Genomic DNA, 14,287 nt, shown 5'->3' on the forward strand with positions numbered 1-14,287 from the left:
GCCGAGGCTCTGGATGCGCTCGACAATGAACGGATAGACCGCCTGGAAGTCCGCCGTGATCTCGGCGGCGCGCGCCTCGCCGAACTGGCGCACCAGGGCGGGGCCCGCGACCTTGGAGCCGCCGCTGAGCTGGCCGCCATTGCGCGTGCTGGCCCCCTCCCCGATCAGCCCCCGCTCGATCACCGCCACCTGGACCCCGGCCCTGGCCAGCGTGATCGCGGCATTCAGGCCGGCGAGGCCGGAGCCCACGATCAGGCAGTCGACATCGGCCAGTGCCGAGGCCGGCAGGCCCGGCCGTGGCGGGGCCAGGAGCCACCAGTAGGGCGTCTCGACGAAGTCTTGGGCGAACGGGCTCATCGCGTTTCCGTGGTTCGTTGCGCCGCCTGGCCGGGACGGCCGAGCCAGCCGAGAGCGGCGAGGAAGAGGGCGGAGGTGCAGGTCAGGAGCACGGCCACCGCGACGATGGTCGGCTGCAGCTTGTCGCGCAGGCTGCCGAACAGGACGACCGGCAGAGTGATGCTCTCCGGGCTGGAGAGGAACAAAGCGATGATGACCTCGTCGAACGAGGTCATGAAGGCGAAGATCGCCCCGGTCCAGAAGCCCGGCAGCGTCAGCGGGAAGGTCACCGCCCAGAACCGGTACCAGCGCGACGCACCCATGGCGGAAGCGGCCAGGTCCAGGTTCGGATCCAGGCCGCGCAGCGTGGCGGCGACCGAGATGAACACCAGCGGGAAGCCTAAGAGCGCGTGGGCCAGCATGATCGATAGCGGGTGGCCCGCCAGGCCCAGGCGGGCGAACAGGAAGAACAGCCCGACCGACAGCACCACCGAGGGCACCACCAGCGGCGACATGAACAGGCCGCCCACGACGACCCGCCAGACATTGGGCAGCGCATGGAGCCCCACCGCCGCGGCACCGCCCAGCACCACCGAGATCACTGTGGCGCCGAGCGCCACCTTCACGCTGTTGCCGAGTGCCATCAGCCAGGGCGGCGTGGTCAGGAAGGTTTCGAACCAGCGCAGCGACACGCCATCCAGCGGATAGCTCAGGAACGAGCCGCCGTTGAAGGCCAGCGGGATCACCGCCAGGATCGGTGCCAGCAGGAACAGGACCGCCAGGCTCACCAGCAGCGCGTAAAGGATGCGCGCGATCATGCTGGCCTCCCGGCGGGCCGCCACATGAGGTTGACCAGCCAGGCTACCACCAAGCCCAGCAGCACGCAGGCGAGCAGGATGACGCTGAGCGTCGAGGCCATGCCCCAGTTGAGCTGCTTCAGCATGAAGTCGGCGATGTAGTAGGACAGGAGCTGGTCGCCCGGGCTGCCGACCAGGGCCGGCGTGATGTAGAAGCCGAGCGACAGGATGAAGACCGTGCCGGCGCCCACCAGGATGCCGCGCATGGTCTGCGGCAGGTAGACCCGCACGAAGCTCTCGAATGGTCCGGCACCCAGCGAGCGGGCGGCATCGCGCTGCTGGGCCGGGATCTGCTTCATGTTGTTGAGCAGCGGCAGGACCGCGAACGGCAGGAGCACATGGACCATGGCGAGCAGCGTGCCCAGCCGGTTGAAGATGAGCTGCACCGGCTCGCGGACGAGGCCCAGTGCCATCAGCGCCTCGTTCACCAGGCCCTCGCGCTGCAGGATCACGACCCAGGCCGTGGTGCGCACCAGGATCGACATCCAGAAGCTCAGCAGCACCGCACCCAGGAGCAGGAGGCGCACGGTGGGCGGGCCGTTGGCGATCGCGTGGGCCAGCGGATAGGCGATCAGGCAGGCGATCACCGCCACCTGCAGGCTCATCCAGAAGGTGCGCAGCAGGATCTGCAGGTAGATCGCACCCTCAGTCCCGAACTGCCAGCCGCCGGCCGGATCCCGGTCGAGGCCGATCGCCGTGGCATAATAGCGGAAGGTGTAGGGCTGGGCGTTCTCGGCCAGCGCCTGCCAATAGACCGGCTCGTCCCAGGCCGGGTCGATCGCCCGCAGGTCGGCGAGCCCCCTGACCTCCACCTCGTCCAGGGCGCGCTTGGTCTTGAGCAGCAGGCTGCGCATGCCGGGCGCGTCCAGGTTCAAGAGGCGCGCGAGCTCGCCTAAGCTGCGCCGGTCGGCGGTGGCTAGATCCTTCGCCAGCGCTGCCGCCGCTTCATCGCTCGGTGCACCCGCCTCGCCAATGGCACCGGCCGTCACCGGCAGGTTCGCATGGATCGTCGAGTTGTCGACGCTGCGCAGCGCCACGCCCCCCAGGGGCACGAGGTAAAGGAAGGCCACGTAGGCGACGGGCAACGCCACCAGCAGCAGAGTGGGGAGATACTGAGAGACGCGCGACATCGGGACCGGCGATCGGTGGGTTCAGAGGCGGATGGAGCGGGGCAGAAGCCCCGCTCCCCGATAGCTCACTGCGCGATCCAGGCGTTCCAGCGCTCGGTGATCCGGTCGACATTGTCGGCCCAGAACTGCTCGTCGATCAGCAGGGACCGCTCCATGTTGGCGCCGGCCGGCAGCATCTCGCTGACGGTGGGATCGAGCATCTCGGCCGCCTGCTTGTTGGTCGGCCCGTAGGGGATGTGCTTGGGGAACTCCGCCTGCGGCTCCGGCGTGTTGGCGAACTTGATGAACTCCATGGCGAGTTCCTTGTTCGGCGAATCGGCCACGATCGCCCAGGAGTCGATGCTGTAGGTGTGGTCGGCCCAGACGAAGGCTAGGTCGCGGCCTTCCGCATTGGCGAGCGCGATCCGGCCGTTATAGGCAGTGCTCATCACCACGTCGCCGGCCGCCAGCCACTCCACCGGCTGGGCGCCCGCCTCCCAGAACTGGATGTGCGGCTTGATCTCGTCGAGCTTGGCGAACGCGCGGTCCAGCCCCTCGGGCGTGGCCAGCACCTCGTAGACCTGCTCGAGCGGCACGCCGTCGGCGATCAGGGCCAGTTCCAGCGTGCTCTTCGGGATGGCGCGCAGACCCCGCTTGCCTGGCCACTTCTCGACGTTCCAGAAGTCGGCATAGTCCTTGGGCGCTTCCTTCACCCGTGACGGGTCGTAGGCGAAGCCGGTCGAGATCACGACGTTGCCGGCACCGCACGGATGCACCGCCTGCGGCACCAGCTGGTCCTCGCCACCGACCGCCTCCCAGTCCAGTTCCTCCAGCAGCCCTTCGTCGCAGCCGACGATCAGGTCGCTGCGCTCGATCATCAGCACGTCCCAGGTGACGTTGCCGGTCTCGACCATCGCCTTGATCTGGGCGAGGCCGCCCAGATAGGTCTCCTCCAGGATGCGGATGTCGCCCTGGGACTTGGCGAACGGCGCGAAATAGACCGAGCGCTGGGCGTCCTGGTAGTTGCCGCCCCAGGACGCGATGGTGAAGTCACGCGCCTGCGCCAATCCCGGCAGCGCCAGAACCGTGACGCCCAGCCCCGCGATCAGGCTCTTCCAACGTATCGACATGCCGATCCTCCCCTCTTGCGTGTGATCGAGTTGCGCTGCCGCTCAGGTCTGTACGGTTTCGTGCAGATCCGGCGGTGCGGTGGCGATGGCCCAGAGTGCCCTGGTGACCCCGTCATGGGTGTTGCGAAAGCAGTGCGGCAGGGAGCTCTGGAACTGGAAGGAATCGCCGGCACGCAGCGCGTGCACGCGCCCCGCCACCTCCAGCTCCAGCGCACCTTCCAGCACCAGCCCGCCCTCCTCACCATCATGGGTATAAGGGCCGTCGCTGGAGCGCCCGCCCGGCTCCAGCGTGAGCAGGATGAGCTCCAGGCGGTGCGAACGGACCGGCGAGATGATCTGCTTGGACATGCCGAACTGCTCGAACAGGAGCTCGGGCCGCTTTTCAGCCCGTTGGACCAGCGGCGTCTCGGCTGCCACCGGCTCCGGCCTCGCATCGAACAGGTCGACCGCCGCCACGCCCAGGGCCTGGGCGATCCGCGACAGGGACGCGAGCGACGGGTTGGAAAGGCCGCGCTCGACCTGCGACAGCATCCCGATCGACAGGTCGGCCTGGCGGGACAGCGCCACCAGCGACATGCCCCTGGCCTTGCGCAGGCCGCGCAGTCGCGGCCCGACCTTCAGGGGTGCCGCCGTCGCCGGTTCATCTGGCCTTGCTGCGCTTCCCAATGCTCCCCCGCCCGGACGGTCCTTGTCCGTTCCAAACAGGCTAGCAGATTTTCAATTGTGTTGAAAACCCGTTGCGTGGTGCCGGGCGCGGTGCCTGCTCCTGGCGGCGATCAATTGCCCAGGCGCGGGTTGGCGGCGTCGTTCAGCGCCTCGCCCAGCAGGTTGACCGCCAGCACGGTCAGCACGATCAGGGCACCCGGCACGGCGCTCAGATACCAGGCGGTGCGGATCACCGCCCGGCCGTTGCCGATCATCATGCCCCAGCTCAGCACGTTCGGGTCGCCCAGGCCCAGGAAGGCCAGCGCCGACTCGGTCAGGATCGCCGAGGCCACGATCACCGAGGTCGTGACGATCAAGGGTGGCAGGGCGTTGGGCAGGATCTCCTGGAAGATGATCCGCCAGTGCGGGAAGCCCAGGCTGCGCGCGGCCAGCACGAAGTCCTGGCCGCGCAGGCGGCGGAACTCCGCGCGCACCAGCCGGGCCACGGTCGGCCAGGAAACCAGGCCGATGCCGAGCGTGATGGTGGTGAGCGTCGGCTGGAAGATCGCGACCAGCACGATCAGGAACAGGAAGGACGGCATGGTCTGTACCGCCTCGGTGAGCCGGGTCAGCAGGTCGTCGGTCCAGCCGCCGAAATAGCCGCCGATGGCCCCCACCAGCGTGCCGATCGTCAGGCAGATCGCGGCGGAGACGACCCCGATCCACAAGGACACCCGGGCACCATGGAACACGCCTGCGGTGACATCGCGGCCGAGATTGTCGGTGCCGAGCGGAAAGGCCGGGTCCTGGCCCGGCCACAAATAGGGCTTGGCCACCATGCCCTGCGGGTCGCCCGGGTAGAAGAGGCCGGCGGTGGCCGCCATGAGCAGCACCGCCGCCATCACCAGCAGGCCCAGCCAGGCGCTGGGGTTGCGCAGGAACCGGCGCAGTGCCCGACCGTCCGTGCCCATGTCAGGACACCTCGACGCGCGGGTCGAGCCAGGCGTGCAGGAGGTCGGTCGCGATGTTGATCACGATCACCAGCACCGAGGACAGGAGCAGGATGCCGAGCAGGACTGCGAAGTCGCGGGCGAACACCGCCTGGAAAGCGAGGCTGCCCAGGCCCGGCCAGGCGAACACGGTCTCAGTGACGATGGCACCCCCCAGGAGGATGCCGAAATGGATGCCGGCCACGGTGGTCACCGGCACCAGGGCATTGCGCAGCACGTGGCGCAGCGCGATCCGGCTGGGCGGCAGGCCCTTGGCGACCGCGGTGCGCACATAGTCCTGGCCGTACACTTCCAGCATGCTGGCGCGGGTCAGCCGGGCGTAGATGGCGATGAAGAACAGGGACAGGGACAGAGCCGGCAGGGCCAGATAGCGCGCCATGTCGAGGGCCAGTTCCAGCCCGCTGCCCTCGAAGCCGATCGTCTGATAGCCGCTGCTCGGCAGCCAGCCGAGTTGGACCGAAAAGATCACGATCAGCATCAGCGCCCCCCAGAAGGAGGGGACCGAGTAGAAGAACAGGGCGACCACCGAGATCGCCCGGTCCAGGATCGAGCCCGCGCGCAGCGCCATCAGGAAGCCCGCGATGATGCCCACCAGCAGGGCGAAGACCAGGGCGGTGACCATCAGCAGCAGCGTGTTCGGCAGCCGGTCCAGGATCACCTCCAGCACCGGCACGCCGAACTTCGCGGAAAAGCCCAGGTCCAGGTGCAGTAGGCCCGTCACGTAGTTCAGGAACTGGTCGAGCAGCGGCAGATCGAGGCCGAGCCTCGCCCGGGTCGCCGCCATGGTCTCGGCGGTGGCGGCACCGGATTCGGCGGCCAGCACGTCGGCCGCATCGCCCGGCGCCATGTTCAGCAGGAAGAAGTTGAACACCACGATGATCGCCACCGTGGGCAGGGAACGCACCAGGGCGCGCACGAACACCGGCAGGAGCCGCAGACTCATGATCGTTCCCGCAGATGCGTTCCCATGGACCAGCTCAGCTCACCAGATAAGCCTCGGCGAGGTTGGCATGAATGCCGTCCGCCGTGAGCGTGTGGTTCTTCAGGTTCACGCTGTGGATCGTGAAGGTCTGGATCGCGATCGTGTTCAGCGTCGGGATGTCGACCGCCACGATCTTCTGGAAGTCGTGGAACAGCTGCACCCGCTTGGCCGGGTCCTGCTCCACCTGGGCGGCTTCCAGCAGCCGGTCGACCTCGGCGTTCTCATAGTGCGAGCCGTTGGAGAACGGCACCCCCGGCTTGAAGTTCTTCGACCAGTAGAAGCGCTGCACGCCCAGCGTCGGGTCGGGCGAGTTGGTCATCGTGTTGTTGACGAAGTCGAAGTCGCGGTCGGCATAGACCCGCTTGATGTAGGTCGCCATGTCCTGGTTGCGCAGCGTCACCTGGATGCCGACCTGGGCCAGGGCCTGGCGGATATACTCGCCGCTCTGGATGTGCTGGTTGCCGATCGGCAGCGGGTCGTGGCTGACGGCGAAACGTATGCCGTCCTCGTTGCGGGGCAGGCCCGCTTGGTCGAGGAGCTGGTTGGCCCGCTCCGGGTCGAACGCGTACTGGTGGACGTCGCCCGTGTAGAACTGGCTGTGCGCCTGGTGGATCGGCCCGGTCGCGACCTCGCCGAAGCCGTAATAGACGTTCTGGAGCAGGATCTCCTTGTTGACCGCGTGTGCCACCGCCTGGCGCACCTCAGGCTTGGCGAAGTACGGGTTGTCCAGGTTGAACTCGATCGCCGAGATGTTCGGGCCATAGCCATAGCCCCTGGTCTCGATGCCGAGCGTCGGCACCTGGCTCAGCCGCTCCAGGTCGCTGTAGGGGATCGGGTAGTCGCCGCCGACATCGACCTCGCCGGTCTCGAACGCGATCGAGCGTGCGGCCGCATCCGGGATGAAGCGGACGATGATCCGGTCCAGGTACGGCTTGCCCTCGTCCCAGTAATCCTCGTTGCGCTCGAAGATCATGTGGCTGCCGCGCTGCCACTCCTTGAATTTGAACGGCCCGGTGCCGATCGGCGCGTGGTTGTGCGGGTTGGTCGTGACGTCGGAGCCATCGTAGATGTGCTTGGGCACGATCGGCGATTCCTGCCCGGCCAGCGCGTTCAGCAGATAGGGGGCCGGCGCCTTCATCTTCAGGACGACGGTGTGCTCGTCCGGAGTCTGCACCTCCTCCAGATTGGCATAGGTCGCCCGCCCGCGGGGGTGGTTGGCCTTCAGCGTCATCAGCGAGAAGGCGACATCCGCCGAGGTGAAGGGCTGGCCGTCATGCCACTTCACGCCCTCACGCAGCTTGAAGGTCAGCTCCTTGCCATCCGGAGTGACGGTGTGGCTGAGGGCGAGCTGCGGGCGCAGCGAGAAGTCGAGACCGTAGCCGTAGAGGCCCTCGGTGATCTTGCAGCTCAGCATCACGTTGGCGCCGGTCGTGTCCGAGAGCGGCACCAGTCCGGTGGGCTCCGGGTCGACCAGGAAGCGCAGCGTGCCGCCGCGCACCGGCTCCTCCTGGGCGCGCAGGCTGCGCGGCAGGAGCAGGGCGGAGCCGGCAGCGGCGCTGAACGCGCCAAAGGCGCGACGGGAAAGTCTGGGCATGCTGAGGACCATCGGCGTTGTCCTTATCCTTGGCTGAGTGCGGGCTGCATTGCTTCACTGACGCCCGGATCGTCGAGCGGTGCATCTTCCACCGTCCACTCGTCGCCCTGGAGTTCGGGCCGGTCGAAGGCCCGCATGGCGGCGAAGTGGTCCTCCCAGTCCTCGACGAACAGGCTCTCGACCAGATGGTCCGCGACACGCTGGGCGCCCACGCTGATCCCGGGCACGTCGCCCGCGATCCGGCCATGGCTCATCACGGCACCCTGATTCATGCAGTAGACCCGGCCGAGCCACGAATGGGCATCCCCGGATCGGTCGCGGAACTCCATCCCTTCACCCAGGAAGGGATGGTCCAGCACCGGCCCCGGCGCGTCCAGCTCCGGCAGCACGTCCCGCCAGCGCAGCACGCGGTCAGCCAGGCGCGCCAGCTCCGGCCGCTTGCGCCAGTCGACGCCAAAGCCGGTGGCCACGATCACGAAGTCGGCCCGGATGCTGCCCTTGGGCGTGGTCAGGAGGATCGTCTCGCCCTCGTCCCTTGCCGCCAGCACCGGGCTGCCGGTGCGCACGGCAAAGCCCGGATAGCGCGAGCAGCGCAGCATCGACCCCCGCGGCGGCGGCGCGTTCACCGAGCGCATGTAGCCGTTGATCTGCAGCCGCGCTTCCGGCGCCAGGGCCCGGAAGCCCCGGGCAAAGCCGGCATGGTTGCCGGCCAGGCTCTTGTTGACCCGAGGAATGTCGGGCCGGCGCACCAGCAGCACTACCCGCTTGGCACCTGCCTCCAGCGCTTCCGCAGCATTGTCGACCGCGGACGCACCCGCCCCGATCACCACGACCGTCTTGCCGGCCAGTGCCGCGAAGTCGATCGGTGCGCTGGAATGGACGACAAGCGGCGAGGCCAGCGAGGCGAAGGGCTCGGCGACGAAGGGGCCGCCCAGACCGTCCCGCCCGTTCGCCAGCACCAGCCGGCGCGCGCGGATCCGCCGCTCGCCTTGGGGCGTGGCCAGGGTGGCGGTGATACCGTCCCGGTCGCCGTCCAGATCGACCAGCTCCGCCTGGTTCTCCACCGGCAGCCGGGTCACCCGGCGCAGCCAGACCAGATACTCCATCCATTGCGGGCGCGGAATCTTGTCCAGCGCCACCCAGGCCGCCGCACCGAACTGCGCCTCGAACCAGGCGCGGAAGGTCAGGCTGGCCAAGCCCAGCGCCGGCCCGGCCAGATGCTTGGGCGAGCGCAGCGTCTCCATCCGGCCATAGGTGACCCAGGGCCCCTCGCGGCCCTCGGGGGCCCGGTCGAACAGGCGGATATTGCCGATACCATGGCGGAACAGGGCGAAGCCGGTGGCAAGGCCGGCCATGCCGGCACCGATGATCGCCACGTCGAGCAGCGGCGTGCCGTCCTCGCCGGTACGGGGCGGCACCCAGGCCGGCGGCAGCTCTTCCAGCCGCTCCAGGTCCCACCAGAGCCGGCTTTCCAGCTCGGTCAGCGAGCGGGGACCGGCATAGCCGAGATCGCTCACGCCGCGACCTCCCGCCCGGCCTCGACCGCCTCCAGCTCGGCGAGGTTTACGCGGACCGCCTGGCCGGCAGCTTCGAGTGCCGCCCGGTCGAACGGCCGGTCACGCTCGATCACCGCCAGCACCGGCGCGAAGATCCGCCGGCGCAGGGCCTGGCGCGCCGAGGCGGGCTTCTGGAACAGGATGCCGTTGATCCTGGCCATCAGCGCGTCGTCGAACACGCTCTCCCAGACCCGCCGCTCGGTGCCGAGGTCGAACAGCACGTCCTTGCGGGGCTCGCGGTCGGCCCGCAGCGAGGCCGTGGCGTCCCGGTCCAGCCGGCCGTCCACGATCACCACGCCATAGTCGCGCCGGGCAGCGGCCAACGTGACGAAGCCGCGCTGCACATCCTGCAGCACCAGATCCGGATCGCGCTCGAACGGGTCGCCATAGCCGCCGCCACCGGGCGTCATCACGGTGATGGACTCGCCGGCCTGCAGCTCTATCATGTCGATCTTGCCGAGCTCCTGCTCGTCCGGCCGGCCCATGTTCTTGATGGTACGGGCGGCCATGCCGCAGCGGCCGCCGAGCAGGCCCCAGGGCACGAAGCGGAACCGCTCCATGCCGCGGCCCAGCACCTGGCTGCCGGAGTGGTGCGGGGTGAAGGTCAGCTCCAGGCCGACCCCGCCGCGCCACTTGCCGGCCCCGCCGGAATCCGGGCGGATGCCGTAGCGCAGGATGGTGAGGCCGGCCGAGGCTTCGACCGTCTCGACCGGATTGTTGGCCATGCCACTGGTCGAGGAATCGCGGCCGTCCACACCGTCCATGCCCTGCCGGCCGCCGGTGCCGCCGGTCATCGGCTCGACCACGTCGACCTTGCGCTTGCCATGCTCGTCGGCGGGCTCGGCCAGCACGACCGGGATGATCAGCCCGCAGCCAGCGGCGCGCACGAAGTCCGGCACGGCCTGGGCGAGCAGGCCGTTCATCACGTCGACCATCCGGTTGCCGGTGGCATGACGCACGCCGACCGCCGCCGGGAAGACCGGATTGAGCAGCGAGCCCGAGGGAATGTGCAGCGTCACCGAGTTCAGGATCCCGGCATTGATCGGGATGCTCGGATCGCGGGTCAGCGCGTACTGGAGCAGACGCAGGGTCAGCCAGGTATGGCGCTTGCCGGCCGATGGCAGGTTGAAGGCGGCGGCGATCTGCGGGTCGGTGCCGGTGAAGTCGATGTCCAGCTGGCCGTCCCTGGCCGTCATGGTCGCGTGGATGCGCACCGGCAGGGGCGAGACCAGGTCGTCGTCCAGATAGTCGGTGAACCGGTAGGTACCGTCCGGGATGGTGCGGAACGCGTCGCGCGCCTTCTTCGCCGCATACTCGATGATCTCGGTGGTGCCGGCAGCAAAGGCCTCGATGCCGTGCTGGGCGATCATGCCGGCCACCCGGCGCTCGCCCACGGCCAATGCTGCGACCATCGCCTTCAGGTCGCCCAGATTCTCCTCAGCGGTCCGGCAGTTCGCCTCGATGAACGCCACCACGTCGGGATTGAACTTCCCCGCCTTCACGAGCTTCAAAGGCGGGATCATCAGCCCCTCCTGGAAGATCTCGTGATTGGAGGGCGAGATGCTGGACGGCACCCTTCCGCCGACATCGGCGGAATGGATGAAGCACCAGCCGTAGCAGACCACCTTGCCGTCGTGGAAATAGGGCTGCAGCAGATGGAGGTCGGGCAGATGGGTGGCGAGCCCGCCCGAGCGGTACGGGTCGTTGGTGATGATGACGTCGCCGGGCTCCAGCTCCGGCACCGCAGCGATCACGTCCGAGGCGTCGTTGTCGGCCATGTTGCAGACGCCGACCGTGGTCGGGAAGCAGAACAGCTTGCCGGCATGGTTGACGAGGCCTGTGCCGAAGTCCTGGGTCTCCTTGACGTAGATCGTCCGCCCGGAGCGCTGGAGTGCTATGCCCATTTCCTCGGCGGTGGCCGCGACCTTGGTCACCAGGATCTCGAGGGTCACCGGATCAAGCATCGCCGTTCTCCCGCGTCACCACCAGGAGGCCCTGCCGGTCGGCCATAAGCCGCCAGCCCGGCGGCAGCCACAAGGTCGTGTCGTCCTGCTCCACCACAGCCGGGCCGGCCACAGCCGAACCGGCCCCCAGATCCTCGCGCCGGTACACGTCCGCCTCCAGCCATTCCCCTCCGTGGAACACCGGCCGCTGCACACGGGCGGCAGGGGATGGGTCGCCCGGCGCCAGCTCGGGCAGCGCGACCTTGGGCACCTCGCCGATGATGCTCAGGCGCTGGGTAATCGCCTCCACCGCATGGTCCGGCTCGCGGAAGCCGTAGATCGCCTCATGCGCCTGATGGAAGGCATCGAGCACGCCCTGCACGTCCTCGGCCGCCCGCACGTCCTCGGGAATGGTGACGGTGAGCGAGAAGGACTGCCCGGCATACTGCATGTCCACCGCATGGACGAGGTACCGGCCCACCACCGGCACGTCCTCCTCGACCAGCCATGCCTCGGCCATTCCCTCCAGGGCCTGCCAGTTCGCCCATAGCCGCTCGCCCGCGGCCTGCACGCGTGCCTTGCCCAGGCTGCGCACGAAGTCGCGGCGCAGGTCCGCCACCGCGGCACCCAGCGCGCAGAAGGTGGCGGCCGCGGCCGGCACGGTGACGCCCTTCAGCTTCGCCTCCTCGGCGAGCATGACTGCATGGGTCGGTCCGGCGCCGCCGAACGGCACGACCACATGATCGGCCGGCTCATAACCCTTCTGCGCCAGGAGCTTGAACAGTTCCGAGGCCATGCGCACGGTCGCGACCCGCAGCGCCGCCTCGGCAGCATGGGCGGCCGAGGGCAGGTTCAGGCGCCGGGCGATGCCCGCCAGCGCCGCTTCCGCCTTCGCCTTGTCCAGGCGCATCGCCCCGCCCAGGAAGCGGTCGGGGTCGATGAAGCCCAGCACCAGGTAGCAGTCGGTGACGGTCGGCTCGGTGCCGCCCAGCCCATAGGCGACCGGGCCGGGATGCGCGCCGGCACTTTCCGGCCCGACCTTGATCACGCCATAGGCGTCCACGGAGACGATCGACCCGCCGCCGGCGCCGATGCTGGACACGCCCACCACCGGCATCATCAGGGGCAGGTCGCCGATCCGGGCATTGGTGGTGAACTCGACCGTGCCCTCGCTGATGATGGCGATGTCGGCGCTGGTACCGCCCATGTCGAAGGTGAGCGCCGCGTCGATACCCGCCGCCCGGCACATCGAGGCAGCGGCCGTGGCACCCGAGGCCGGGCCGGACAGAACCGTGTCGATGGCACGCTCTTTGGCACTGGCCAGGCTCAGCATGCCGCCCGAGGACGAGGTCAGCTGCAGGACATTCGGCGCGACCGCATCAATCCGCCCGCCGAGCTTGGCCAGGTAGGCGCCCATCAGCGGCTGCACCTCGGCATTGATGCAGGCCACCACCGCACGCTCGAACTCGCGCACCTCCGGCCAGATCTCGGCCGAGCAGGTCACCGGCAGGTCCGGCAGGCGGGCAGCGATCGCCCGGCCGAGTTCGATCTCCAGCGTCGGGTCGACATAGGCATTCAGGAGCATGATCGCGACCGCACCGGCACGCGACGCGGCGATCTCCCGGCACAGCGCATCGATCGCCGCGTCCTCCGGCCGGGCCAGCACCGTCCCGTCGGCGGCGGTCCTGGCGTCGATCTCGAAGATCAGGTCGCGCGGGACGACCGCCTGCTCCTTGCCCAGATGGAAGTTGTAGGGCGTCTTGAGCTTGGCCCGCCCGATCTCCAGCACGTCACGCCCACCCTTGGCGACCACCAGGGCGACATCGGCCACCTTGCGCTGCAGGATCGCGTTCAACGCCAGCGTGGTGCCGTGGACGATACGCAGGGTGCGACCCGCCAGCTCCGGATGCCGTGCTGTCAGCGCGCGCAGCCCCTCCCCCACCGCCCGCGACGGATCGGCGGGCGTGCTGGGCTGCTTGTGCTGGAGGAGGCTACCGTCCGGCATCACCACCACGAAGTCGGTGAAGGTTCCACCCACGTCGATACCGACCGCAGGCATTCCCTCCTGAGACTCACCGGACAAGCTCATCGAGCGGACACCCTCCACATCATGACGGGTTGAATGACGGATTGTTCGTGACGACGCGGGGCGGCCACTGCCCTCCATGCCGTCAGCGGCTGGGACATGCGCAGTCCTGCGGGTGGCAACCTAGATAGGCAACCGATTACCATCCAGACCTATTGCGCAGGTGCAGCGGACCGACCGGACCAGTGCTGCCTGCCGCCCGGGCACTCAAGGAAGAATTTCTAACCGCTGCTTGAAGTGCCCCCACCGGTCCCTTCCGGCCGCACCCGGCAGGTCGGGGCGCGCAACGGGTCCATCGATCCCGCCCTGCCAGCCAGCTTGGTCCAGGATCAGCACGGCGTGTGTTCCGGGATCAAGCTGGGCCGCCAGGCTGGCCAAGAAGATGCTCATCGTCCTGACGATCGCCTCCGGCAGGGCAAGTGCCTACGCCTGGTCCGCGCCGGGCCGGCAGGCGACAAGCAGGTAGAGGCTCGCGAACCGCTTGTCGGCCGGTCCGGACGGGCGAGCCCATGCTGGTACCAGCGTCCGCAGGAGGCGGACGCTCCATCAGCACAGCCGTGATCCTGTCCCGGTTTGGTGGACGTCCATGATAGGCTTTTGGGCCTGGAGAGGAGTGTCCGATGTCGGGGAGGAAGCGCCGGGTGTTTCCGGATGCGTTCAAGCGCGAGGCGGTTGACCGAGTCCTGACGAGCGGGTTGCCGATCGGCCGCGTAGCGGCGGAACTCGGGCTGCACGAGACGCAGCTGCGGCGGTGGATGCGTTGGTTCGCCGAGCCGGGGACGGGGCTGGCGCGGCGCCCTGCCACGCAGGCGCCGACCCCATCCCCGGCGGATCTCGCGGCCGAGAACGCCCGGCTGAAGCGGGAGCTGCTGCGGGCCGAGATGGAGCGCGACGTGTTAAAAAAACGTATGGCCCGCCCCGTCTGCAAGTTGGATTTCAAAGCTGGCGTTCGAACGGTCTGCGTAAACGTATCCGGCATGTCGGCACTTTGGCCGCCGCCAAGATGGAGATCCGCACGTCCTGATCCTCATAAGCGCGT

The 14,287-nt window shown here is 68.6% G+C and carries 12 protein-coding genes; 1 reads left to right on the top strand and 11 read right to left on the bottom strand.

Translation table 11 applies throughout. The features are described from left to right. The 11 genes from VNS22_RS21720 to VNS22_RS21770 all read right to left on the bottom strand — a co-directional run. Positions 1-357, bottom strand: a 357-nt coding sequence (locus VNS22_RS21720) for an FAD-dependent oxidoreductase (protein ID WP_325736194.1), incomplete at its 3' end; no start/stop codon positions are given. Beyond that, positions 354-1,154: an ABC transporter permease gene (locus tag VNS22_RS21725; RefSeq protein WP_325736196.1), complete on the bottom strand. Its 801-nt coding sequence runs from the start codon at positions 1,152-1,154 to the stop codon at positions 354-356. The genes VNS22_RS21720 and VNS22_RS21725, both read right to left, overlap by 4 nt. Further along, positions 1,151-2,323 (bottom strand): ABC transporter permease, encoded by a 1,173-nt coding sequence (locus VNS22_RS21730; RefSeq protein ID WP_325736198.1) that lies wholly within the window; start codon positions 2,321-2,323, stop codon positions 1,151-1,153. Before VNS22_RS21730 ends, VNS22_RS21725 begins: the two co-directional genes overlap by 4 nt. A gap of 65 nt (positions 2,324-2,388) precedes the next feature. After that, a complete protein-coding gene (locus VNS22_RS21735) occupies positions 2,389-3,432 on the bottom strand; it encodes an ABC transporter substrate-binding protein (protein ID WP_325736200.1) in 1,044 nt (347 codons plus the stop codon). Positions 3,433-3,474: 42 nt separating this feature from the next. Further along, entirely contained in the window at positions 3,475-4,098 is a 624-nt protein-coding gene (locus VNS22_RS21740; RefSeq protein WP_325736202.1) for a cupin domain-containing protein, read from the bottom strand. A gap of 110 nt (positions 4,099-4,208) precedes the next feature. Continuing rightward, positions 4,209-5,048, bottom strand: coding sequence for an ABC transporter permease (locus VNS22_RS21745; protein WP_325736203.1), 840 nt, complete (start codon positions 5,046-5,048; stop codon positions 4,209-4,211). Position 5,049: 1 nt separating this feature from the next. Next, complete coding sequence (locus VNS22_RS21750) at positions 5,050-6,030, bottom strand: ABC transporter permease (protein ID WP_325736205.1); 981 nt, start codon at positions 6,028-6,030, stop codon at positions 5,050-5,052. A gap of 34 nt (positions 6,031-6,064) precedes the next feature. Further along, entirely contained in the window at positions 6,065-7,663 is a 1,599-nt protein-coding gene (locus VNS22_RS21755) for an ABC transporter substrate-binding protein (RefSeq protein ID WP_325736207.1), read from the bottom strand. 23 nt (positions 7,664-7,686) lie between these two features. Next, the gene (locus tag VNS22_RS21760; protein WP_325736209.1) at positions 7,687-9,180 is read right to left on the bottom strand and encodes an NAD(P)/FAD-dependent oxidoreductase; all 1,494 of its coding nucleotides are present in this window, start codon (positions 9,178-9,180) and stop codon (positions 7,687-7,689) included. Next, positions 9,177-11,183, bottom strand: coding sequence for a hydantoinase B/oxoprolinase family protein (locus VNS22_RS21765; protein ID WP_325736211.1), 2,007 nt, complete (start codon positions 11,181-11,183; stop codon positions 9,177-9,179). The genes VNS22_RS21760 and VNS22_RS21765 overlap by 4 nt, the downstream gene beginning before the upstream one ends. Continuing rightward, positions 11,176-13,221 (bottom strand): hydantoinase/oxoprolinase family protein, encoded by a 2,046-nt coding sequence (locus VNS22_RS21770; protein ID WP_325736213.1) that lies wholly within the window; start codon positions 13,219-13,221, stop codon positions 11,176-11,178. Before VNS22_RS21770 ends, VNS22_RS21765 begins: the two co-directional genes overlap by 8 nt. Before the next feature lie 647 nt (positions 13,222-13,868). Here VNS22_RS21770 and VNS22_RS21775 point away from each other — a divergent pair. Next, a partial coding sequence (locus VNS22_RS21775) for a transposase (protein WP_325736215.1) occupies positions 13,869-14,287 on the top strand: 419 nt, incomplete at its 3' end.

The organism is Geminicoccus sp. (genome assembly GCF_035556675.1).
GTDB lineage: Bacteria > Pseudomonadota > Alphaproteobacteria > Geminicoccales > Geminicoccaceae > Geminicoccus.

Coding starts and splice junctions, on each gene's coding strand:
- VNS22_RS21730 (WP_325736198.1), bottom strand. CDS start 2,323: ATGTCGCGCGTCTCTCAGTATCTCCCCACTCTGCTGCTGGTGGCGTTG.
- VNS22_RS21745 (WP_325736203.1), bottom strand. CDS start 5,048: ATGGGCACGGACGGTCGGGCACTGCGCCGGTTCCTGCGCAACCCCAGC.
- VNS22_RS21735 (WP_325736200.1), bottom strand. CDS start 3,432: ATGTCGATACGTTGGAAGAGCCTGATCGCGGGGCTGGGCGTCACGGTT.
- VNS22_RS21770 (WP_325736213.1), bottom strand. CDS start 13,221: ATGCCTGCGGTCGGTATCGACGTGGGTGGAACCTTCACCGACTTCGTG.
- VNS22_RS21765 (WP_325736211.1), bottom strand. CDS start 11,183: ATGCTTGATCCGGTGACCCTCGAGATCCTGGTGACCAAGGTCGCGGCC.
- VNS22_RS21750 (WP_325736205.1), bottom strand. CDS start 6,030: ATGAGTCTGCGGCTCCTGCCGGTGTTCGTGCGCGCCCTGGTGCGTTCC.
- VNS22_RS21755 (WP_325736207.1), bottom strand. CDS start 7,663: ATGCCCAGACTTTCCCGTCGCGCCTTTGGCGCGTTCAGCGCCGCTGCC.
- VNS22_RS21725 (WP_325736196.1), bottom strand. CDS start 1,154: ATGATCGCGCGCATCCTTTACGCGCTGCTGGTGAGCCTGGCGGTCCTG.